A 22,755-nucleotide genomic window follows, 5' to 3' on the forward strand; every position below is an offset into this window, starting at 1 on the left:
AACCGCCGTATACGGAACCGTACGTACGGTGGTGTGAGAGGACGGAGGTTAATCACCTCCTCCTACTCGATTGTCACACCATCGTATATACCGTTAGCACGAGGACGGATATTAAGACGACGCCCATGATGTTGACGCCGAGCCAAGAAGCAATGACAGCGCTGAAAAAGCCGAGAATGCCAAACAACCGATCGTCTTGGATAAAAAAAATGCCTGGGATAATTAATGCGCCGAGCGTGGCGTATGGAACGTTTCGCAATACACCGCGCCAAAACGGCGGCAATTCGATGCGATGAAATAGCGTCAATGGCAACATGCGCGGAATGTATGTCACGATGCCCATGCCAAGAATGATGAGAAAAATGTTACTGTGCATATTCCGTCTCCTTTCCTTTTTCTACAACCCATTGAATACATATAGCGGAAATGATTGTAGAGATGACGATCGCCCATCCTTTCGGGACGTGAAGCCATAATAAAAGCACGCAGTTGATGGCACCGGCGCAAACGGCGAGCCATAGCGCTTTCCGTTCTGTTTTGACGGCAGGAACTAACAAGCCGATAAACATCGCATAAAGGGCAACGGATAAGCTTACTTGTACATTTTCGGGCAAGTGCGCGCCAACGATATGTCCGATTGCAGAATGGACGACCCAGCTGCTGTAGGAAATGAAAATGAGTCCGAACATATACGAAGCAGAAACGGTACCTTGTTTCATCGAGGCGACCGAAAACGTTTCATCTGTAATGCCGAATGCGTATAGCGCTTTTTTCCATAGCGAATCGTTTTCTGCTTTTTCATTGAGCGACGCCGACATTAAAAAATGCCGAATGTTTAAAATAAACGTCGTTAAAATGATTTCAAACGGACCGGTGCCAAAAGATAGTAAATTGAGCGAAATGTATTGCGCCGCCCCTGCAAATACAATCATGCTCATAAGCGTCGTGTCCATAAGCGACAGCCCTGTTGATTTCGCTAATAAACCGAACGTCAGCGCAACAGGCGCATATCCGATCGCAATAGCTACTCCTGATTTTATCCCATCTCGAAACATGTGCATTCCCCCTTCTTATGTATTTTCTTAAAATTTTTTCTATTTCGCAAGGATATACTTTAAATATGAAACTTTTTTCTTATTTTTCCGTATAGTAAGCTATCCGTTATGAAGGGGATGATAACCATGCTGAAAAAATTGCTTGAGATGCTTTTACACAAAAATATGCACAAGCATCGTTACAGCAGCAGTGACCGTTATACGTACCGTCCGCATCGCCATCCGTCGCAATACGGCCATAAACATTATAAAAAGAAGCATCGTAGCCATAGCGTATTTTCTAGCTTTTTTGGCAGTTCATGATTTTTATTGAAAAGCCGTATCGGGAAGGAACGGTCGTAAACGGGCGATACACGATTGAAGCGCGGCTCGGTGAAGGAAGCTACGGGATAACATATGTGGCGCGCGATGAGGAGACGAAGGAGCTTGTCGTTTTAAAACAGATGAAGCGAACGAAAAAAAAGAAGCGAATCGTATCGTTTGAACGAGAAGCGCTCATGTTACGAAAGCTAAACCATCCGCAAATTCCAAAGCTATATGATATGTTCGATGCGCGCGGCATTCCGCATCTTGTCATGGAATATATTGAAGGGGATACGATCGAAACGCTTATTTTCGAGAAAAAACAAACATTCGGTGAGAAAGAAGCGTTTTTCTTGTTGGCGGATGTGTTGATGATTGTGCAACACATTCACGCCCACGAAATCGTTCATCGCGATTTGCGCATCCCAAATATCGTTTTTCGCGACGGTGTTGTATATGTCATTGATTTCGGACTTGCCCGTTTTTTCCATGAACAAGATGGCCCGTTTTTGACACTCGAACAGAAACTTCGGCGTCAAGTTGATGTGAAAAGCGACATATATGCCCTCGGTCATTTTTTACGAAAACTGCATTATGAAAGCCCATGACTTTAGTCATTGGGATGAAATAATGTGATATTAAAATTTTTAAAATATTTTTATTAGATACTTGCAATATATCTAATATTTTGTATAATAAATATTAGATAGGAGGTGTTTATCTAATGTCTAATGATAAGTATATTCATAAAAATGGAATTGTTTATTTGAATCAATATCATGTTATATTTTGTCCAAAATATAGACGCAAAGTATTAGTTGGTGATATTGAAAAAGATTTAAGAGAAATCTTTTATGGGGTAGCAAAAGAAAATGATGTAGAAATTAAAGCATTAGAAATCATGCCAGATCATGTTCATATGTTTATTTCGTTTGATCCAAGACAACATATCCATAAAATAATACAGCAATTTAAAGGAAAAAGTAGTCGAATACTAAGAGAAAAATACCCGTCATTAAAAAGTAGACTTCCTTCGCTTTGGACTAGAAGTTATTTTTGTTGTACGGTCGGTCACATTTCAGAAGAGGTAGTAATGAAATATATTGAAAATCAGAAAAATGTATGAAGGAGGTGAAAACATATGAAACTTACAGTAAAATTTAAGATTCTCCCAACAAAGGAACAAGAAAAATACCTACAAGAAACTTTAAATGAGTATATTTTAACAGTAAATAGTATCGTTCAGACCATGATTGATACTCAATGTGTGAAATTCACATCAAAAGATATTCAAGCTAATTTACCAAGTGCAGTAAAAAATCAAGCTATACAAGATGCTAAGAGTGTTTATAAGAAATACAAAAAGACAAACAAGTTACCAATTTTAAAGAAGCCAGTATGTATTTGGAACAATCAAAATTATAAAATCGCTGATTGTTTAAGTTTTCCTGTTTTTGTTAATGGAAAAACTAAAAGAATCAAAGTAAAGATATTATTAACTGATTATCAAAAACAGCAATTAAATAATAACTTGGGTACATTAAGAATAACTAAAAAGTCGGGAAAATGGATGGCTCAAGTAGCTGTAAAAGTTGTTGAAAAACAAAACAATGACGAAAATATAATGGGTGTAGATTTAGGTTTAAAAATCCCTGCTGTAGCAGTAACAAGTAATAGCAAAACAAGATTTTTTGGAAATGGTAGACAAAACAAATATATTCGACGAAGATATAAAGTTCTTCGACAACAATTAGGAAAAGCAAAACAGTTAAAGAAAATTAAACAAATTGGCAATAAAGAACAGCGATGGATGAAAAACCAAGATCATAAAATTAGTAGACAAATTGTCAATTTTGCAAAAGAAAATCATGTTTCGGTGATTCGTCTTGAAAAGTTAACGAATATCCGAAACACGGCAAGAACAAGCCGTAAAAACGAGAAGAATTTGCACACATGGTCATTTTATCGCCTCTCTAAATACATTGAGTATAAAGCAAATTTGGAAGGTATAAAAGTTGAATATGTGAATCCTAAATATACAAGTCAAAAATGCCCTAAATGTCAAACGTTAAATAAAGCAAATGATCGAAAATATGTGTGCAAATGTTGTGGGTATAGAACTCATCGAGATCGAGTGGGTGCGTTAAATATAATGAAAGCACCTATGGCAGATGGTGTAGCGTAAAGCGATAGTCCGCCAGCCCTAGGGTCTATATGATCTGCCTAGGGATGGGGTGATGACACACCCCCGAACTTGGGCGTTGTCCGAACCAGAAATGGATGAGGACGCTAACGACCCAAGAATCCCCTGACTTTAGTCATGGGGAGTGTCAATGTTTTTATTGTATTCGTCTTATGAGCCAACAGAGGACAAAGAGAAAAGTTGGGAAGACGAACTTTCCTTGTCAAAAGAAGCGCGCTATGTGTTGCGGCGCATGTTGCAGTTGGATTTGCCGTATGCATCTGTTGCGCAATTGGCGCGCGATGTTGCTGATGTGATTGGATAGGCGTTGCATGGCGCCTATTTTTTATTTTCGATGTCGCGTTTTGCGCGGATGAATGCGATGAGTTGAATGATTTCGTCTTCCGTCACGGCTTCACCGTCTACTGTCAGTCGAACCGTCGGGCGAGTGAGCTCAATCGACGGTTGTTCCTCGTCTGTTGCCCCGAGTAAGTAGTCTGTCGTTGTGCCAAACAACGTTGCCAGCTCCTTGACCGCTTCGAGAGACGGCTGGCGATAACCGGACTCATACCCGGCGTATGTGCTTTTTGCGATATTAAGTTGATCGGCAATATATTGCAACGACCATTGCTTTCTCTTTCTTAATTCCGATAATCGTTTTGAAATCATCGTTTTTCTCCCCCTTTTGCTGTTCGCAAAACGAATAAAAATACTTGTTATTTTCTATTTTCCTAAATATAATTGAAGTAAAGGTACGCGAAACGCGAACAATTTTATTTATAGTTTACACTACATGACACAAAGAATACAAGAGATGACTTAAAATCGCCATATTTGAGGTGACGATAATGAAAAACATTTTGTTGCTTGCGACAGGCGGCACGATTGCTTCCGTGCCGAGCGAAGAAGGGTTGACACCGAAGCTGACAGCAGAACAATTGACGAGCTACATTACGGTCGACAATCAGCCGTATCGGCTACATAGCCAAATTTTAATGAACATCGACAGCACAAACATGCAGCCGGAGCATTGGCGTGATATTGCTCAGGCGATTTATGAGCAATACGATCGCTATGACGGCTTTGTCGTGACGCACGGCACAGATACGATGGCGTATACGGCGGCCGCGCTGTCATATATGCTGCAACACGTGAATAAGCCGATTGTATTGACCGGCTCCCAAGTGCCGATCGGCTTTCCGAAAACGGATGCGAAAAAAAATATACGCGATGCGCTTCGTTTTGCGTGCGAAGACGTCGGCGGGGTATTTGTCGTCTTCGATGGTCGCGTCATTTTAGGAACGAGAGCAGTAAAAATGCGGACGAAAAGCTATGATGCGTTTGAAAGCATTAACCATCCGTACGTCGCCTACATTCATCGAGAAACGATTGATTATCAATATGAGCTTCCAAAGCCGAGCGGCAAGTTGCAATTTGATCCGTCGCTTTGCCCGGACGTGTTTTTACTGAAGCTTCATCCGGGCACGAAGCCAGAAATATTTGATTACATTCGCCATTTATATCGCGGCGTCATTATCGAAAGTTTTGGAAGCGGCGGTGTGCCGTTTCAAGGGCGCAATTTGTTGCCGAAAATAAAGGAACTCATTGATGATGGCATGGCGGTTGTCATTACGACGCAATGTTTAGAAGAAGGAGAAGATTTAACATTATATGAAGTTGGGCGAAAAGTGGCGCAAAATACCGTCATTTTATCAGGCGATATGAACACGGAAGCGATCGTGCCGAAGCTCATGTGGGCGTTAGGGAAAACGACGAATGTGCTTGACGTAAAAAAGATAATGGAAACGCCGATTGCCAATGACATGACAGAAAAAGAAGGGGAAAGTTGGGATGCATAAATGATGCAAACGAAAGCAGTACGAATCGAACGCGATTTGCTTGGTGAAAAAGAAATTCCGTACGATGCTTATTATGGTATTCAAACGATGCGTGCGGCCGAAAATTTTCCGATTACAGGGTATCGTCTTCACCGCGAGCTCATTCAAGCGATGGCGACCGTAAAAAAAGCGGCAGCGCTCGCGAATATGGAAACAGGTCAACTTCCGCGGCGCATCGGTGAAGCGATCGTGAAAGCAGCCGAGGAAGTGATCGACGGGCAATGGCACGATCAATTTATCGTCGACCCGATTCAAGGTGGCGCAGGAACGTCCATCAACATGAACACAAACGAAGTGCTCGCGAATCGCGCACTTGAATGGCTGGGGGAACGAAAAGGAAGTTACCATATCATTAGCCCAAACACGCACGTCAATATGTCGCAATCGACAAACGATGTGTTTCCGACTGCCATTCATATTGCGGTGTTAAACATGGTGAACCAATTGCTTCAAACGATGGAACATATGCATGACGTGTTCGCCGATAAAGCGAAACAGTTTGACCACGTCATTAAAATGGGACGAACGCATTTACAAGATGCTGTTCCAATTCGGCTCGGGCAAGAATTTGAAGCATACCGCCGCGTTGTCGCTCGCGACATGAAGCGCATCGCTCAGTCGCGCCAACATTTGTATGAAGTGAATATCGGGGCGACGGCAGTCGGAACGGGCTTAAATGCTGATCCTGCCTATATTGAACGCGTCATTTTTCATCTCGTTCGTTTGACAGACTTGCCGCTTGTGCGCGCAGAACATCTCGTTGATGCGACACAAAATACAGATGCGTATACAGAAGTGTCGGCTGCCTTAAAAATATGTATGATCAACATGTCGAAAATCGCGAACGATCTTCGTCTTATGGCGTCTGGCCCGCGCGCAGGGTTAGGGGAAATTACGTTGCCTGCCCGCCAGCCGGGGTCGTCCATTATGCCGGGGAAAGTGAATCCGGTCATGGCGGAAGTCGTCAATCAAGTGGCGTTTCAAGTGATCGGAAACGACCAAACGATCTGTTTAGCATCGGAAGCAGGGCAGCTCGAGTTAAACGTCATGGAACCTGTGCTCGTCTTTAACTTGCTTCAGTCGCTTCATATGATGGACAACGTATTTCGCGTGTTTACAGACTACTGCTTAGCTGGCATTGAAGCGAATGAAGAACGGTTAAAACAACATGTCGAAAACAGCATCGGCGTCATTACGGCAGTCAATCCGTACATCGGTTATGAAGCGGCGTCGCGCGTGGCGAAAGAAGCGCTACAAACAGGAAAATCGGTGCGTGAATTATGTATCGAGTACGATTTGTTGAATGAAAAACAATTAAGTGATATTTTAGACCCGTATGCGATGACAAGTCCAGGTATCGCAGGTAAGCATTGAAGAAAATGATGAAAAGGAAGGTTACAACATGGCAAGCGGAGCAAACATGCACATCACGATTCGGTTACAATTTGCGAAAACCATCGTCTCTTTTAGCGACATCGCCACGGCGATTGGACAAGCTGGCGGTGATATTGTCGGCATCGACGTCATTTCCTCCAGCAAAACGCATACGGTGCGCGATATTACAGTAAGCGTCCTCGACTCGAAACATGCGGATGTCGTCGTCGATACGTTGCGCAAAACGTCTGGCGTGAAAGTCATTCACGTTTCAGATCGGACGTTTTTAATGCATATCGGCGGGAAAATTGAAGTGAAATCGAAAATTCCGATTAAAACGCGCGATGATTTAGCGCGCGTGTACACGCCGGGGGTGGCGCGCATATGTACAGCGATCGCGGAAGATGCGACGAAAGCTTATTCATTGACGATTAAACGAAATACCGTTGCGGTCATTTCAGACGGCACGGCGGTGCTCGGTCTTGGGGATATTGGGCCGTATGCGGCGATGCCTGTTATGGAAGGAAAAGCGATGTTATTTAAACAGCTTGCGGGCGTTGATGCGTTCCCGATTTGTTTAGATACGAAAGATACGGACGAAATTGTTCAAATCGTAAAAGCGATTGCCCCAGCTTTCGGCGGCATTAATTTAGAAGATATCGCTGCGCCGCGCTGCTTTGAAATTGAGGAGCGGTTAAAACAAGAGTTAGATATTCCTGTATTTCATGATGACCAACACGGTACAGCCGTCGTCTTGCTTGCAGGTTTACTGAATGCGTTAAAAATTGTAGATAAAAAGATTGAGGATATTAAAGTCGTATTAACGGGCATCGGAGCAGCAGGAATCGCTTGCACGAAAATATTGTTGGCGGCCGGTGTGAAAAATATTATCGGTGTCGATCGACAAGGGGCGATTCATCGCGGCGTCCAATATGACAATCCGTATTGGAACGAATATGCGCACATGACGAATCCGGAAAATATAAGCGGCACGCTTTCAGACGTTATCGCCGGGGCGGACGTATTTATTGGCGTATCCGCACCAGGCATTTTAACGGTAGAAGATGTGAAAAAAATGGCGAAAGATCCGATCGTTTTTGCGATGGCCAACCCTGTTCCAGAAATTGATCCAGAAGTGGCGGAACCGTACGTTCGCGTCATGGCGACAGGACGATCCGACTATCCAAACCAAATTAATAACGTTCTTTGCTTTCCGGGCATTTTCCGCGGGGCGCTAGATTGCCGCGCCATTGAAATCAATGAAGAAATGAAACTCGCTGCCGCTCAAGCGATCGCCTCGGTCGTCACAGACGAAGAACTAAGCGAAACATACATTATCCCGAGCGTGTTCAACAATAAAGTGGCAGAAAAAGTGCGCGAAGCCGTCATGAAAGCGGCATATCAAACAGGCGTTGCCCGCAAGGACGATATGATGTTCAAGTAAAACATGGCGTCATCACGCCATGTTTTTTTGAATTTTTTCACATCACATATACATGTTTGAATCAGTTATACTTTGAATAGGGTAGCGTAATTTTTCATTGCGTCTTGTCGTCGTTTGGCATAGAATGAGGGGGTTAACTCAATTTATTTGATAGGTGAGTACATTTGATGAAACGATTATATGCGCTATACGCAACGTTCGTCGCTTTATCTGGATGCATGTTATTTTTGTATAGATGGCCTTTTGGGCATATCGAACAACAATGGTCGATGTTAGTTTTACTTTGTATCTCTGTCATTTTACTAAGCGTTTATATGATTCATCTTCCTCCGAAAGGAAACGGATTTTCGTTAGACTCTGCCGTCTATTTAGCAACCGTTTTTGTATATGGATTAGAGATGGCGTTAATGGTTTTATTTTTAAGCATGCTTCCGACATATTTATTTCATGAGAAGAGTATGAAGTGGTGGAAGCATGTTTGTAATTTTGCTATGTATGCGTGGATGATTGTCGGGGCTTACTATTCTTTTATTATGTTCGGAGGAGAAAGTGGTGCGTTTTCCATTGATTTTTTAGGGGCATATTTGGGCTCGCTTATTGTTTACTCTATGATCAATATACTATTGATGGCAGGTTTTTTCTCTCTTTCTTCTTCTTATCGTGTTAGCTATATTTTAATTAGCATGTTAAGTGAGTGGCTGTCTAGTTACGGTGTCACGTTGCTCGCATCGCTCGTGTTAGTCAGCCTTTTGACTTTACATGCACAATTTGGAATTATCCTTTTTACGGCTGTTATTTTATTATTATCTTTTACACTTAGAAAATATGGAACATTGTATGAGAAAGTGGCTCATGACAAAGCATATATTGAACAGTTATTGAATACGTTACCGATTGGAATTGTTACGACGCATCATTCAAGCTTGCAACATTTTATTAACCATTCCGCAGTTACTTTGCTCGGTTTAGATAAAAAAGAAATAAAACAAATGATTGAACAACAAAGGCAAAGGCAAAGTGAAACAAATGCTTCGTTTTGGGATCTTTTCGCTCGCCGTGATCCATTTCAACAAGTAAAAGTTTCATATGAACGTGCACGGGAGAAAAAAATATTTTTAGTGTCACAATCGAATTTACTTAACTTATACGAGGAGCATATTGGCCGTACAATTTTCTTTCTCGACATCACCGAAATCGAGGAGCTTACAAAACGCATTCATCAATCGGAAAAGTTGGCGGCAGTCGGAGAAATGGCGGCGAAAGCAGCGCATGAAATTCGCAATCCGCTTGCGGTCATTCATGGCTTTTTATCGTTTATGAATGAAAATATGGCACAAAGCGATCGCGAGCAATACCACATTCCGCTTTTATTAAAAGAAATTGATCGCATTAATGCGATTGTTGAAGATATGCTTTTGATCGCCAAACCGAGTGCGCCGATGTTGAAAGAGACGTATATGGAAACGATTGTTCAAGACTTGCTTTCGCTGTTGCAACATACGTTAGAGGCAAAGCATATTCGCGTGCATGTCCGCCTTGACCGCGTTTTGTTGCGGCTCGATCCGAAACAAATGATGCAAGTGCTATACAATTTGCTTCATAACAGCATCGAATCCATCGAAGAAGACGGTTCGATTTGCATATATTCCGATGTCGATGAGACGTACAATATGTACATTTACGATTCTGGAAAAGGAATTCCGCAAGACATGCAAGCGACGATGTTTGAACCGTTTATGACAACAAAACCGTCAGGGACAGGATTAGGGTTAACGATCGTCAAACGAATCGTTGAAAACCATGGCGGAACGATTGCCCTTCATGACAGTTCGGAGAGAGGAACGACGTTTGTTATTAAGTTACCGATCGGATAATGATGAGAAAAGGACAATGAGTTTGTTCATTATTTCACAACTGTCGTCGACCTTCAATCTTGCAAAAAACCCGGGGGATCGACGACAGTTTAATTTTTGTCACTTTGTCAGACGTATCAAGCGATAAAGACTATTGACTGAATTTTCGGATGGATGTATAATGACGTTGTATAGCTTTTCCATGTGTTGATATATCAACACTTTTTTGGGTTTGTATCGTACCTATGAGGAATTGAAACTTTTCTAAAAACCCTTCCATCGCCTCCGTGTTCCAGTTTGTATCGTACCTATGAGGAATTGAAACAGCGTGTTAGGCGCTGGATTTTTTTGTATGTATCATTTTACTTTTTCTTCAACATTCGTTATTATATAGAGTGGAGACATCTTTCTTTCCGGCTATGGTGAAGTGAGATGTTTTTTTCATGGAAATATTGATTTCACAAAGAAATGGAGGGATTTCTCGTGAAGAAATACGCCATTGTGTATTGTGAACATCAATTTGGTTCCATGGATGGAAAAACAGCGAATGGGCTTGTGCGTGATTCGGGGCTGTATGACATTGTTGCGGTCATTGATTCGACAAAAGCTGGTCAAGATGCTGGAGAAGTACTTGATCAAAAGAAAAATGGCATTCCGATTTGTAAAAACCTTCAAGATGCAATAGCCTCCGCAAAAGAAAAACCGAACTACTTCATCTTAGGAATTGCTCCAGCGAACGCTTTTCTCAAAAAAGAAGAACGTCAAGTGATTATCGAAGCAATGGAAGCAGGGATGCATATTATTAACCCGCTTCAAGAGTTTTTAACAGAAGACGAAGAAATGATGATGATGGCGAAACGTTATGGGGTGACGATTCGCGACGTTCGCAAGCCGCGTCCGAAAAAAGAATGGACGTTGTTTACTGGGCGCATTTTGCAAGTGAAAGCGCCGATTGTGGCGGTGCTTGGGACAGATGGCGCGTGCGGGAAGCGGACGACGGCGATGATTGTCGATCAAGCATTACAAAAGCGCGGCTATAAGACGGCATTTGTTGCGACAGGACAAACAGGCTTAATTCAAGGAGCTTCATACGGCTTTGCGATGGATGCGTTTCCGCTTCAATACATGATTGGAGAGCTTGAACGAGAAGTTGTGCGCGCATATGAAACGGAGCAGCCGGATATCATCATCGTCGAAGGACAAGGGGCGCTTAGCCATCCAGCTTACGTCAGCTCGGCTGGCATTTTAAAAGGCGCGCGGCCACAAGCCGTTATTTTACAACATCCACCGAAACGAAAAGTGCTCGGTGATTTCCCGTTTATCGACATGCCTACGGTCGAAAGCGAAATCGCATTAATTGAACATTTCGGAAAGACGAAAGTTGTAGCGATCACGTTAAACCATGAAGGAATGACAGATGACGAACTGAAGCGAACGATTGATGAATATGAACGAACATTCCATATGCCTGTAACAGACGTGCTGAAATATGGGGCAGATAAAGTTGTCGCACGCCTCATCGAATTTTTCCCATCGTTACAAAAGCGTGAGGTGGCGGTGTCATGACGGCGAAAGTCGAAATTGACTTACGGAAAATCCGTCATAATGCCGCAACATTGAAAAAATGGTGTGAGGAAAAAGGAATACAAGTGACAGCTGTCGTGAAAGGGATAAACGGTGATGTTGAAATTGCTCGCGCTCTTGTTGATAGTGGCATAACGAGTTTAGCTGATACGAAAGTGGAACGAATTGCAAAACTCAAATCGGCGCAAGTTCCAGCGACGTATATGCTCATTCGCACCCCGGCGTTGAGCGAAGTGAGTCAAGTCGTCCAACATGTCGATGTGAGCGTTCAATCGGAAATGGATGTCGTGCGTGCCATTTCGGCAGAAGCAGTCAAGCAAAACAAAACGCATGCGATCATCGTCATGGTCGAGATGGGCGATTTGCGCGAAGGTGTTATGCCGAGTGATTTGCCGTCATTTATTGAACAGGCGATGCAGTTGCCGAATATCGAAATTGTCGGCATTGGGGCGAACTTTGCCTGCTTTGGCGGCATTATTCCGACCGATCAAAAAATGCGTGAACTTTCCTCGCTCGTGAAGCATATTCAAAAACAATATTCGCTGTTTTTGCCGTACGTATCTGGTGGAAACTCCGCGAACTACTATTGGCTTAAACAGACGAAAGACGTCGGGTGTATTAACCATTTGCGATTAGGTGAGGCGATTTTTTTAGGACGGGAGACGATTCGTGGCGCTGCGATTCAAGGTTTATACGAAGATGCGTTTTGTTTCGTCGCAGAAGTGATTGAAGTAAAAACGAAGCCGTCTGTCCCATATGGTGTACAAAGCCGAAATGCATTTGGCGAAACGCCGATATTTCAAGAACGAGGCATGATGAAGCGCGCCATTGTCGGCATCGGTCGCCAAGATGTGTACGTCAACGGATTAACTCCTCTACAACCCGTTCAAATCATTGGCTCAAGCAGCGACCATATTATCGTTGACGCTACGTACACCGACATTCAAGTCGGCGACTTCATTCGCTTTGCGGTCGACTACGGCGCGATGATTTCCCTTATGACGTCTCCGCACGTTCAAAAAACATATGTACAAACAGATGAAAAAAACGGACGTTTCCCAACGAAAACATCAGCATAAAAAAAAGTCAGCGCTGAACACGCTGACTTTTTTGTTTGTTGTTAAAACTGTTTCGCTGCTTCTTTTGCTCGTTCGATCGCCTGTTGCTTAATGCTTTCTGCTTCGTTTGGAAAAGCGTTCATACCTTCGACCGCAATCGTTTGAACGTCTGTTATGCCGATAAAAGCGAGAACAGCTCTTAAATAGCGGTCACCAAACTCCATTTCTTTCGCCGGACCTTCAGAATATATACCTCCTCGCGCTTGAATGTGGAGCGCTTTTTTCCCTTTTAGTAGCCCAACAGACCCTTCTTCTGTATATTTAAACGTTTTTCCGGCGATACAAAGCGTATCGATATATGCCTTCAATTTTGGAGGGAAGCTAAAGTTCCACATCGGTGTGACGAATACATATTTGTCAGCTTCAATAAATTGGTCGCATAGTTCGTTGATACGTGCGATTTTTGCTTGCTCATCTCTGTTTAATTGGTCAAATGCTTGTCCTTGTTGAAGTTTGCCCCAACCGTTAAACACATCTCCATCAATATAAGGGATGTCCATGTCATATACGTGCAATTCAACGATTTCATCTTCGGGATGATGTTGTTTGTAGGTATTGACAAACGCGCGACCGACTGACAAGCTAAACGATTCATGTTCTTGTTTTGGATTTGCGGTAATATACAATACTTTTGCCATAACGGTTCCTCCTTGATACAAGTTGATACTTACTTATATTTTGCTTTGGTATAAAAAGCTATAACTATAATATAGTTTGTTACTTACTTTTGTAAAGTAAAAAGATTGCTGATTAGATGACAAACATCGAAAAAAAGGGTAAAATACGGATGTGGGTATAAAAAAGAAAAGGACGGATGATTCATGACAGGGCATGTATTTCATCACTCGAAAGCAGAGAAGTTGTTAAATCCGAAAAGGAGAAAGCTCATTGCTCCAGAAAAAGTAATTTCATTGCTGAACGTGAGCGAGCATGATATTGTCGCCGATTTAGGGGCGGGGAATGGCTATTTCACTGTCCCGATGGCGAAAGTGGCAAAAACAGTATATGCGGTTGATGTACAACAAGAAATGCTCGATTTACTCCAGCAACATGCAGAAAAAGAAGGAGTAGAAAACATTTCTTACATCCTAAGCGATGTGGCGAAAACAACGATTTCACCGCAATCTGTCGAAAAGGGACTAATGGCGTTTGTTTTGCATGAAGTGGACGATCGAGAAGCTGTTTTTGCAGAAATTGCTCGCATCATAAAGCCGAACGGTGCGTTTCTATTCATTGAATGGGAGGCAGTAGAAAGTGAAATGGGTCCGCCGCTTCACGAACGCATTCCATCGCATCAGCTCATGGACGAGGCGAAAGCACATTTTACACATGTGGAGCTCGTTCATTTCCATCCGAGCGTATATGGTGTGATTGTTAAACATGGTCATTAATGATGGCCATGTTGTTTGTTTTTAAGGAAGGTGAGTAAGATGGTGGTACGTTTAGGAATAAAGGAAAATACCGTTTCATTTTTATTATTAGTCGTCATTAACGTGTTTGTTGGGGCGATGGTCGGTTTAGAACGAACGATTTTGCCGATGATTGGTGAAAAGCAGTTTGGGCTTACATCGATGGGAGCGGCTATCTCGTTTATCATTAGCTTCGGCTTGTCCAAAGCGGTTGTAAACTATTTTGCTGGTCAGCTTGCTGATCGGTTTGGTAGAAAAAACATATTGCTAGCAGGATGGGTAATTGGGTTATTCGTTCCAATATGTATGCTTACTGCAGACGAATGGTCGGTTGTTGTGTTTGCGAACGTGCTGCTTGGAATTAACCAAGCATTGACGTGGTCGATGACTGTCAATATGAAAATTGACATCGCCAAGCCAACGGAACGAGGTACAGCGGTTGGTTTAAATGAGTTTGCTGGTTATTTTGGTGTCGCGATGATGGCGGCGCTATCGGGTTATCTCGCTTCGACATTTTCACTTGATCTTGAATTGTTTTACATTGGTATTGTGGTTGCACTTACTGGAATAGCCTTATCCATCGTCGTTAAAGATACGAAACATCATGTTCAACTGCATATGGAACGAAGAAAAAAGGAGCGAGCAGAAACGTTATCCGCAAAAGATGTATTTCAACAGACGACATGGAAAAATAAAACGTTATCTAGTTTTAGTTTGGCAGGACTTGTAACAAATTTGAAAGATGGTGTGGCATGGGGATTATTCCCTTTATATTTCACTTCCCTCGGGCTATCCGTCTCACAAACAGGGATGATCGTTGCGATTTACCCTGCTTCATGGGGGATATGTCAGCTTTTCACAGGTGCCATTAGCGATCGAGTCGACAGAAAAAAGATGATTGCATACGGCATGTGGTTACAGGCGTTGGCCATGTGGTTGATGCTTATCGTGGACGATGTCGTGTTATGGATGGTTGGCGCGATATTGTTAGGGCTCGGAACAGCGATCGTATATCCGACGTTGCAAGCGGCAATTAGCGATGTGACAGCGATATACTGGCGCGCTTCTGCGATGGGAGTATATCGATTTTGGCGCGATAGCGGCTATGCGATCGGTGCGGCGATGGCAGGGATCATTGCCGACTGGCTCGGATTCCGTTGGGCAATTGGGTTGACAGCGATATTGCCGGTACTTGCTGGATGGCGGGTATATACAAAAACGAAAAACTAGGGAACACGTCCCTAGTTTTTCTTGTAAATGAAAACGATCGGTTCGAACAAATAAAAAATAGGTACGAATCGCAAAAGGGGTTTTTCATCATGAAGCCCTTTTTTATTTAAACAAGCGACAAGCCATTGACACATACATTAATAAAAGAGCAAATGTGAAGGGGGTTGAGGAGTGAACATTTTAGTCATTTGGCGGTTGTTGACGGTTGGTGGGGTGAATGCCGGATGGCGCAATCGGGCGCTATATTTTAAAAAGCATGGCATTACGACCGATTTTTTATATACGAAAGATTTGGGTGGCATGCATATGATGGAAGATGTCGCAAACGTGTATGTAGCGAAAAAGAAGCGGGATGCTCATGCTATTTTACAAAAAGGGTATGATGCAATTATCGTTGTCGATACGAGCCAAGCGTACGATTGGTTGAACGACGTTAGTTATGCAGGTCCGGTTATTGTTGAGGCGCGCACGCCGGAGTTGTTGAAGTTAAAGCGGAACTTGCAAGGGGTTGAGACGATTTCCCCACGTCAGTTTATCGTTCCGTCTTATTACCAAAAACGACTTCTTTCCGTCCTCGTTAACGATCAAGCGCCGATTACCGTCATTTATAACGGATTAGATGCGTCTTTTTTTCGACCATCTGTATGCGATGATGTACCGAACAAAAAAATTATTGCTTATGTCGGACGGTTAGATGGAAGGAAAAATTGGCGGGCGTTTTTGCGCATCGTTTCGCTATTACAAAAAGAGCGGGATGATATCGAATGTTGGGTTATCGGTGGGGCGCATAGCGTCGATAAACAAACGTTTGAAACGGAATGGAAAGAAAAAAAGCTCGATCTGTTCGTCAAATGGTTTCCTGTCGTTCCGTATCAACAAATGCCTCACATATACGCCCGCATTCGTCAATCAGGGGGATGCTTACTAGCGACAACGAAAGTCGAATCGTTCGGAAATACATTTATTGAAGCGATGGCGTGCGGCGTGCCTGTCGTTGCCCCGCGTGTATCGGCCATGCCGGAAATTATCGTTCACGGAAAAACAGGATATTTATTTCGTGAACATCATACGCGCGGTGCGGTTCGTGCGATCGCTGAGATTTTAGACGACAAACAACAATATGCTCATATGAGCGAAGCTGGGCGAGCGCATGTGCTCAACCGATTTACGATCGAACGTTGCGCCCAAACGTATGTCGACTTATTACACAACATCGTGGGGGATATACATGAAGTATGAACGGACATTTGCGCAACATAAACATAATTCCCATCTTGTCACTTTTGACGATGGCAAACGGTATGTCGTGAAATGTTATGATGCGAAAAAACCGAAGGCGCTCATAAACGAATGGCTCGCTTATCAAATCGCAAAATATATGAACCTTCCAATCCCACACGCCCGTCTCGTTTCTTTGCCTCATACGCTTTTGCCTATTCCAGACGATACGACCGTTATAAAAACAAAAACGCAATTTGCGAGCGCGTATATCGAAGGGAAAAACGCCCACGAAACGACGATCGAACATGTTGAAAATGGATGGCAATTGGCGAGCGTCATCGTTTTCGACTATTGGTTGTACAATCGCGATCGGACGAGAAAAAATGTTATCATCGAGCAACGAGAGGAGAGGCAAACGTTATGGATCATCGATCATGCCGACATATGTGGTTGTTCGGCGTGGACGGTTGAACAATTAAAACAGTTGCCGCAAACGCTTATAGACAGCAAAACACATCGCATGATGGCGTCGTTTACGACGGTAGAACAGTTCGAACAAGCAATCGCCATCATACAAACGATGCCGACGCTTTTAATAGAAGAAATGACGAAACATATGCCAGAAGATTGGGACATTACGGAAGAAGAAAGAAAGCAGCTCGTTCATACGCTCGTTTATCGGCGCGACCATCTCGTTCCTCGTCTCATTCGCAAATTTTGTAAACAACTTTGGCCTGAGCTTGTATAGCTTAGGCTTTTCTTATGCATATTTTTCATTTGTTGTTAAAAAATAATGGGGAATGGAGGGGCGTTATGAGACTGTTCACATGTGGCATCATCATCGTTTGTTTACATGCCTTGCCGTATTTTTTACTTGGGGAAGATGCGCACATGCGCGTGCACGACAATTTAGATTCAAACATCGCTTGGTATCGCGTGCTCGTACGAAGCGGTGAGCTGTTCGGCTCCGTTCATGCGACAATTCCGCAAATTATCGGCGGCTTGCCGCGCAACGCATACGGAACGGAATTTAGCGGCATTGTCTGGCTTCACGCCCTTTTTCCGCCCGTCTATGCATACGGACTGAGCCAGCTGATGACGCGCGTCTTTGCATTTATCGGCATGTATGCATTGTTGAAAACGCACGTCATAAAAGAAAAAACAGCGGAGTGGATTCGCGTCGGGGTCGCGCTTGCGTTCGCCCTTACGCCGTTTTGGCCGTCAGGCATGCTTAGCACGCTCGGTATGCCGCTGGCGTTATGGGCGCTGTTAAACATTCGCGCCGGCGATCGCTCGTTGAAAAATTACGTCGTGCTGACGTTGTTGCCGTTCTACTCTAGCTTTGTGCTCGGCTTTTTCTTTTTTTTAAGCGCCATGTTTATATTTTGGGCGTTCGATGCGTGGCGGCGCCGTCCGAACGTACCCCTTTTGTTGGCGCTCATATATATGACCGTTCTTTATTTAGCGATTGAATATCGGCTCGTTCATTCATTTTTATTTGCGACAGAGCCGACGAGCCGCGATGAATATGTGCATGCTCGCTTACCGTTATGGCGATCGCTTCGCCTGACGCTCAAAAACTATATGTTCGGTCATACGCATGTCATGACGATTCATACGCTCATTATTTTACCGATCACGTTCATCGCATTATATATCGTATGGAGAAAAAAAAGGTGGCGAAACGAACGGCTATTTTGGCAACTTCATGTGCTGAATTTTGCGCTATCGCTTTGGTATGCGTTTTGGTTTTATAAAGGATGGCTTCCTGCAACAGAAGCATTTCCGTTTTTAGATCGGTTTAATTTTGCGCGCTATCATTTTTTGCGGCCGATGGTCATTTACGTGCTGTTTGCATTGTCGCTTCGCATTATATGGCGTGCGTGGGATCGAAGCATCGTCTCGTTTGCGATTGCCTCTCAACTCGTTGTGGCGATGTTGTTTCATGAACAAATCGTCTATCGCGACAAGCCAACGTTTCGCGCGTTTTATGCCGAAAAGCAGTTTGAACAAGTGAAGCGATACATCGGCAAGCCGCTTCATACATATCGCGTCGTCAGCATCGGCATGCATCCGGCGATCGCGCAATATAACGGCTTTTATACGCTCGATACGTACAACAATTTTTATCCGCTGTCGTACAAGCATCAGTTTCGGCAAATCATTGCGAGTGAGCTTGCGAAAAATAAAAAACTAAAACAATATTTCGATGAATGGGGCGGTCGCTGTTACGTATTTGTCGATGAGCTAGGAAAGCATTACATGTTTACGAAGCAATCGAACAAGCGCATACGCCATGTGAAGCTTCATACGGACGTATTGTACGACATGGGCGGACGATACGTGTTTTCCGCCTTGCCGATTGACAACGCGAAGGAAAACAACTTAAAGCTATTGCGCACGTTTGAACACGATGAATCCGCATGGAACATTTACTTATACGAAGTGGAAAGGGAGAAAACGACATGACCGTTTTAGCGATCGTTGTACCTTGTTATAACGAGCAAGACATATTGCCAGAAACGATTGAACAACTGCTTTCGCTAAGGCAGCAGCTCGTAAATGAACAACTTATTTCCAAAGAAAGCAAAATTGTATTTGTCGATGACGGAAGCCGCGATCAAACGTGGACGATCATTTATAAAGCATGTTTGCGACATGAGGAAGTGAAAGGGGTGAAGCTCGCGGGCAATGCGGGGCATCAAAACGCCCTTTTAGCAGGCATGTTTGCCGTCAAAGGAGCGGCGCATTGCATCGTAACGATGGATGCCGATTTGCAAGATGATATATATGTCGTGCGCGAGTTTGTACAAAAATTTCATGACGGATACGATATCGTTTATGGAGTGAGAAGAAAGCGCGACGTTGATTCATATATGAAGCGGTGGACGGCGGAAACATTTTACCGCATGATGAATCGCATCGGGGTGAAGCTCATTTACAATCATGCAGACTATCGTCTTATGAGCCGGCGCGCGGTGGAAGCGCTAGCGCAATTTCGCGAAGTAAACATGTTTTTGCGCGGAGTTGTCCCGCTCCTTGGCTTCCCTTCTACGATCGTATATTATGACCGAAAAGAGCGAAAAGCGGGCGTGACGAAATATCCGCTTATGAAAATGATGCGCTTTGCATTCGATGGACTTACGTCATTTAGCATGATGCCGATTCGGTTCGTTTCCCTTCTCGGTTTTTGTTCATTTTTTGTCAGCGTCTTGTTTGCGCTATACGTGCTTTTTTTAAAAATAACAGGACATACAGAAACGGGTTGGACGTCGCTCATCATGTCCATTTGGCTCGTTGGCGGGCTGCAGTTGATCGCGATTGGCTTAGTTGGCGAATACATCGGAAAAGTATATAAAGAAACGAAACAACGACCGCGCTACATCGTCGATATCGATTTGTTCAATTGGCCGATCATTGCACGACACGATGGGGAACAAGTTGACAAAGAAGGCATAAGCTAAGGCTCCGAACTAGACGGAGCCTTTTTGCATCATTGTTCGCTGGAACGACTGAAATAGAGCGAACGAAACGAACGTCAGCACGATGCCTGCCACATACGGCAAACTCGGTTTTAACGTAAATAGCCAACCTGCGATTGCCGGTCCGCCGATGCGCCCGAGCGAATCGAACGATGATAACACACCTGTCGCGCTTCCTTGTCCGCCCGTTGTATATTTCGTAAGCAAGGACGATACACATGGGCGAATGACGCCGTTACCGATGCCGAAAATCGTTAAGTAAAGCGCCGCTGTCCAAAAATGATGGATGAACAAAATAAGAAAAAAACCGAGCGCTGATAAAAATAAACCGCCGCGAATGACCGTTCTTTCACCGAACGATGCGATCAGTTTTCCAAGCAGTCCTCCTTGAACGATCGCGCCAGCAAGCCCCATGATCATGAAAATGTAGCCGAGCTCTTTTGATGTAAGACCTGCACGTTTTGCGGCAAAATAAGCGAACGTCGCTTCAAGTCCAGCGAGGGAAAATGTGACGATCAGCTGCAACATATACAAGCGCGCCAAAGGTCCTTGAAGGGCGGCGGAAAGCGACGGACGTTTCGCTTGTCCAATCGAACGTTTTTCTTTCGGAAGCGACTCATGTAAAAAAAAGAAGACGAACACGGCAGTCATAAGCGCTAAACAACCAGCGATCCAAAACGGGACCGTTAAGCTTGTAGCGGAAAAGATGCCGCCGATCGCTGGTCCGAAAATAAATCCGAGTCCGACAGCCGCTCCGATGATACCCATTCCTTTCCCGCGGTTTTCTTCTGTCGTGACATCGGCGACGTACGCCATCGCTGTCGGCATCGTCGCAGCAGATAAAAAGCCGCCAATGATGCGAGCCGCAAACAACATCCACAACGTTGTCGCCACGGCGAATAAGAAAAACGACAGCGCCAATCCAGAAATACCGATAAGTATCATCGGTTTTCGCCCGTATCGGTCAGATAAGTTTCCCCACATCGGTGCGAATAAAAATTGCATAAAAGAATACACGGCCATGAGCCAACCGAGCTCTGTTGGAGTCGCGCCGATGTTTTCAGCGAAAAACGGAAGAACGGGAATAATAATGCCAAACCCGACCATGACGAAAAACATCACAACAAATAAAAGCGGCAAGTAACGCCGTTCGTTCATCATCACCATCTCCACTATGTAGTTTGCATTTTTATCATAATGGAAACGATGCAATTTTTCAAAGATGTCGCTGCGTTGACAACAGAAAAAATTTTAGCGAAACTGAACGTGTATGAACGATGTGGGAGAGTTGAGAAAAATGACATATATCAACCAGCACGTGTTAAACAATTTATTTTACATTTTAGTGAGCATTTTTTTCTTTTACTTCTTATACGATTACGTTCGATTTTTTCAGCGCAAAAAAGTGTATCAACGTTTGTTGTTTGTTGTGTGCTTAAGCGTGCCGCTTATTTTATGCATGAAATATCCGATTTACATCGCCCCTGATTGCGTGCACGATTTGCGGCAAGTTCCGTTTTTAATTGGCACGTTTTACGGTGGATGGATGGTCAGTTTTCCCCTCTTGCTTATTTTGCTGCTCGCGCGCTGGGCGATGTACGGCTATCAATTCATTACAGTCGCTGTTTATGTCATGATGTTCGTTTTCGGCAGTTTGTTTTCTCCTATTTTCCAACGGTTGACGAGAAAACAACGATTATTCGCTTCGGCGGTAATGACGTTTATATTAGCGATTGTTGCTACGATTTTGGCGATCGTCATTTCTGATTTTCAAGTGACAGAGTCGTACGTCATTCACTTTATCCTTGTTCCTCCCTTTGCCGTATCGTTCGTTGTGCTCATCGTTGAAACGTTGCGTGAAGCGTTGCTTATTCGTTCGAAAGCGATCAAGTTGGAGAAAATGGAAGTCGTTAGCCAGCTTGCCGCAAGCATTTCCCATGAAATTCGCAATCCCCTTACCGTTGTGAAAGGATTTATGCAGCTCATGGGAGGAAAAGACATATCGGAGGAAAAGAAAGAGCAATATATGAATATCGCCCTTGAAGAATTAGACCGCGCGTGTGCCATTATTGACGATTATTTAACGTTTGCAAAGCCGTTTCCAGAAAAAATAGAGCCGCTTCATGTGCATCATGAACTACAAAAAGTGATCGACATGTTGCGTCCGTTTGCGAACATTCATGGGGTGAAAATCGTCCCAACACTCATGCCCGCAACGATCAAAGGAAACGGACAATATTTTCGGCAATGCTTTTTAAATATAATAAAAAATGGAATTGAAGCGATAGAAGGCGACGGGGCGGTGTACGTCGTTGTATATGCCGCTGAAAAAACGGTCACGATCGCCGTGCGCGATGAAGGAAAAGGAATGACGAAAGAGCAGCTGGCGCGATATGGCGAACCGTATTTCAGCACGAAACAAAAAGGGACAGGGCTCGGGGCGATGGTGTCGATTCGCATCATTGAAATGATGGACGGCACGTGGACGATGGAAAGCGAAAAAGGGCGCGGGACGACGATGAAAGTCACATTCCCTTTGTTGAAAAAATAAAAATATTTCGAAATAGCGAAAAAGTATTGTCTTTAACGATTTTGGGCGTTA

General features: G+C 43.7%; 23 protein-coding genes. 18 read left to right on the forward strand and 5 right to left on the reverse strand.

Annotated features, from left to right (window positions below; all coding sequences use genetic code 11):
- Positions 1-73 precede the first annotated feature (73 nt).
- Positions 74-376 (reverse strand): AzlD domain-containing protein, encoded by a 303-nt coding sequence (locus tag ACPF7I_RS03955; RefSeq protein ID WP_430744707.1) that lies wholly within the window; start codon positions 374-376, stop codon positions 74-76.
- Positions 366-1,055 carry an AzlC family ABC transporter permease gene (locus ACPF7I_RS03960; protein ID WP_430744706.1) on the reverse strand — a complete coding sequence of 230 codons (690 nt, stop codon included), beginning with the start codon at positions 1,053-1,055 and terminating at the stop codon, positions 366-368. The genes ACPF7I_RS03955 and ACPF7I_RS03960 overlap by 11 nt, the downstream gene beginning before the upstream one ends.
- Before the next feature lie 126 nt (positions 1,056-1,181).
- On the opposite strand from ACPF7I_RS03960, the gene ACPF7I_RS03965 reads away from it, so the two are divergent.
- The 5 genes from ACPF7I_RS03965 to ACPF7I_RS03985 all read left to right on the forward strand — a co-directional run bounded on the left by ACPF7I_RS03965 (position 1,182) and on the right by ACPF7I_RS03985 (position 3,865).
- On the forward strand, positions 1,182-1,358 hold the full coding sequence (locus ACPF7I_RS03965) for a hypothetical protein (protein WP_430744704.1): 177 nt from the start codon (positions 1,182-1,184) through the stop codon (positions 1,356-1,358).
- Positions 1,355-1,966, forward strand: coding sequence for a serine/threonine protein kinase (locus ACPF7I_RS03970; RefSeq protein ID WP_430744703.1), 612 nt, complete (start codon positions 1,355-1,357; stop codon positions 1,964-1,966). The genes ACPF7I_RS03965 and ACPF7I_RS03970 overlap by 4 nt, the downstream gene beginning before the upstream one ends.
- Before the next feature lie 116 nt (positions 1,967-2,082).
- On the forward strand, positions 2,083-2,484 hold the full coding sequence (gene tnpA, locus ACPF7I_RS03975; protein ID WP_430744702.1) for an IS200/IS605 family transposase: 402 nt from the start codon (positions 2,083-2,085) through the stop codon (positions 2,482-2,484).
- A gap of 15 nt (positions 2,485-2,499) precedes the next feature.
- Positions 2,500-3,543 (forward strand): RNA-guided endonuclease InsQ/TnpB family protein, encoded by a 1,044-nt coding sequence (locus ACPF7I_RS03980; RefSeq protein WP_430744700.1) that lies wholly within the window; start codon positions 2,500-2,502, stop codon positions 3,541-3,543.
- A 148-nt stretch (positions 3,544-3,691) separates the two neighbouring features.
- On the forward strand, positions 3,692-3,865 hold the full coding sequence (locus ACPF7I_RS03985; protein ID WP_430744698.1) for a hypothetical protein: 174 nt from the start codon (positions 3,692-3,694) through the stop codon (positions 3,863-3,865).
- Positions 3,866-3,879: 14 nt separating this feature from the next.
- Here the strand turns inward: ACPF7I_RS03985 and ACPF7I_RS03990 are convergent, their stop codons facing one another.
- Positions 3,880-4,209 carry a helix-turn-helix domain-containing protein gene (locus ACPF7I_RS03990; RefSeq protein ID WP_003399254.1) on the reverse strand — a complete coding sequence of 110 codons (330 nt, stop codon included), beginning with the start codon at positions 4,207-4,209 and terminating at the stop codon, positions 3,880-3,882.
- 179 nt (positions 4,210-4,388) lie between these two features.
- On the opposite strand from ACPF7I_RS03990, the gene ACPF7I_RS03995 reads away from it, so the two are divergent.
- From ACPF7I_RS03995 to ACPF7I_RS04020, 6 genes are all read left to right on the forward strand, one after another.
- Positions 4,389-5,399, forward strand: coding sequence for an asparaginase (locus tag ACPF7I_RS03995; protein ID WP_430744696.1), 1,011 nt, complete (start codon positions 4,389-4,391; stop codon positions 5,397-5,399).
- Positions 5,400-6,812 carry an aspartate ammonia-lyase gene (gene aspA / locus ACPF7I_RS04000; RefSeq protein ID WP_430744695.1) on the forward strand — a complete coding sequence of 471 codons (1,413 nt, stop codon included), beginning with the start codon at positions 5,400-5,402 and terminating at the stop codon, positions 6,810-6,812.
- Positions 6,813-6,840: 28 nt separating this feature from the next.
- On the forward strand, positions 6,841-8,256 hold the full coding sequence (locus ACPF7I_RS04005; protein ID WP_430744693.1) for an NAD-dependent malic enzyme: 1,416 nt from the start codon (positions 6,841-6,843) through the stop codon (positions 8,254-8,256).
- Between the two features lie 167 nt (positions 8,257-8,423).
- Entirely contained in the window at positions 8,424-10,130 is a 1,707-nt protein-coding gene (locus ACPF7I_RS04010) for a two-component system sensor histidine kinase NtrB (RefSeq protein ID WP_430744691.1), read from the forward strand.
- Between the two features lie 462 nt (positions 10,131-10,592).
- Positions 10,593-11,675, forward strand: coding sequence for a DUF1611 domain-containing protein (locus ACPF7I_RS04015; protein ID WP_430744689.1), 1,083 nt, complete (start codon positions 10,593-10,595; stop codon positions 11,673-11,675).
- Positions 11,672-12,772 (forward strand): alanine/ornithine racemase family PLP-dependent enzyme, encoded by a 1,101-nt coding sequence (locus tag ACPF7I_RS04020; protein WP_430744687.1) that lies wholly within the window; start codon positions 11,672-11,674, stop codon positions 12,770-12,772. Before ACPF7I_RS04015 ends, ACPF7I_RS04020 begins: the two co-directional genes overlap by 4 nt.
- Positions 12,773-12,813: 41 nt before the next feature.
- Here ACPF7I_RS04020 and ACPF7I_RS04025 read toward each other — a convergent pair whose 3' ends face one another.
- Positions 12,814-13,449: an FMN-dependent NADH-azoreductase gene (locus ACPF7I_RS04025; RefSeq protein ID WP_430744686.1), complete on the reverse strand. Its 636-nt coding sequence runs from the start codon at positions 13,447-13,449 to the stop codon at positions 12,814-12,816.
- Positions 13,450-13,632: 183 nt separating this feature from the next.
- Here ACPF7I_RS04025 and ACPF7I_RS04030 point away from each other — a divergent pair, with 183 nt between their 5' ends.
- The 6 genes from ACPF7I_RS04030 to ACPF7I_RS04055 all read left to right on the forward strand — a co-directional run bounded on the left by ACPF7I_RS04030 (position 13,633) and on the right by ACPF7I_RS04055 (position 20,135).
- The gene (locus tag ACPF7I_RS04030) at positions 13,633-14,202 is read left to right on the forward strand and encodes a class I SAM-dependent methyltransferase (protein ID WP_430744684.1); all 570 of its coding nucleotides are present in this window, start codon (positions 13,633-13,635) and stop codon (positions 14,200-14,202) included.
- 39 nt (positions 14,203-14,241) lie between these two features.
- Positions 14,242-15,450, forward strand: a complete 1,209-nt coding sequence (locus tag ACPF7I_RS04035; protein WP_430744682.1) for an MFS transporter — start codon at positions 14,242-14,244, stop codon at positions 15,448-15,450.
- A 171-nt stretch (positions 15,451-15,621) separates the two neighbouring features.
- On the forward strand, positions 15,622-16,689 hold the full coding sequence (locus ACPF7I_RS04040) for a glycosyltransferase family 4 protein (protein ID WP_430744680.1): 1,068 nt from the start codon (positions 15,622-15,624) through the stop codon (positions 16,687-16,689).
- Positions 16,679-17,419: a HipA family kinase gene (locus ACPF7I_RS04045; RefSeq protein ID WP_430744679.1), complete on the forward strand. Its 741-nt coding sequence runs from the start codon at positions 16,679-16,681 to the stop codon at positions 17,417-17,419. The genes ACPF7I_RS04040 and ACPF7I_RS04045 overlap by 11 nt, the downstream gene beginning before the upstream one ends.
- Positions 17,420-17,433: 14 nt before the next feature.
- Complete coding sequence (locus ACPF7I_RS04050; protein WP_430744678.1) at positions 17,434-19,140, forward strand: DUF6044 family protein; 1,707 nt, start codon at positions 17,434-17,436, stop codon at positions 19,138-19,140.
- The gene (locus tag ACPF7I_RS04055) at positions 19,137-20,135 is read left to right on the forward strand and encodes a glycosyltransferase family 2 protein (protein ID WP_430745980.1); all 999 of its coding nucleotides are present in this window, start codon (positions 19,137-19,139) and stop codon (positions 20,133-20,135) included. The genes ACPF7I_RS04050 and ACPF7I_RS04055 overlap by 4 nt, the downstream gene beginning before the upstream one ends.
- Positions 20,136-20,144: 9 nt before the next feature.
- Here the strand turns inward: ACPF7I_RS04055 and ACPF7I_RS04060 are convergent, their stop codons facing one another.
- Positions 20,145-21,311 carry an MFS transporter gene (locus tag ACPF7I_RS04060; protein WP_430745979.1) on the reverse strand — a complete coding sequence of 389 codons (1,167 nt, stop codon included), beginning with the start codon at positions 21,309-21,311 and terminating at the stop codon, positions 20,145-20,147.
- A 139-nt stretch (positions 21,312-21,450) separates the two neighbouring features.
- Here ACPF7I_RS04060 and ACPF7I_RS04065 point away from each other — a divergent pair, with 139 nt between their 5' ends.
- Positions 21,451-22,704, forward strand: a complete 1,254-nt coding sequence (locus tag ACPF7I_RS04065) for an ATP-binding protein (RefSeq protein ID WP_430744677.1) — start codon at positions 21,451-21,453, stop codon at positions 22,702-22,704.
- Positions 22,705-22,755: the final 51 nt, after the last annotated feature.

The organism is Anoxybacillus dikiliensis, from assembly GCF_050613275.1.
Lineage (GTDB): Bacteria > Bacillota > Bacilli > Bacillales > Anoxybacillaceae > Anoxybacillus.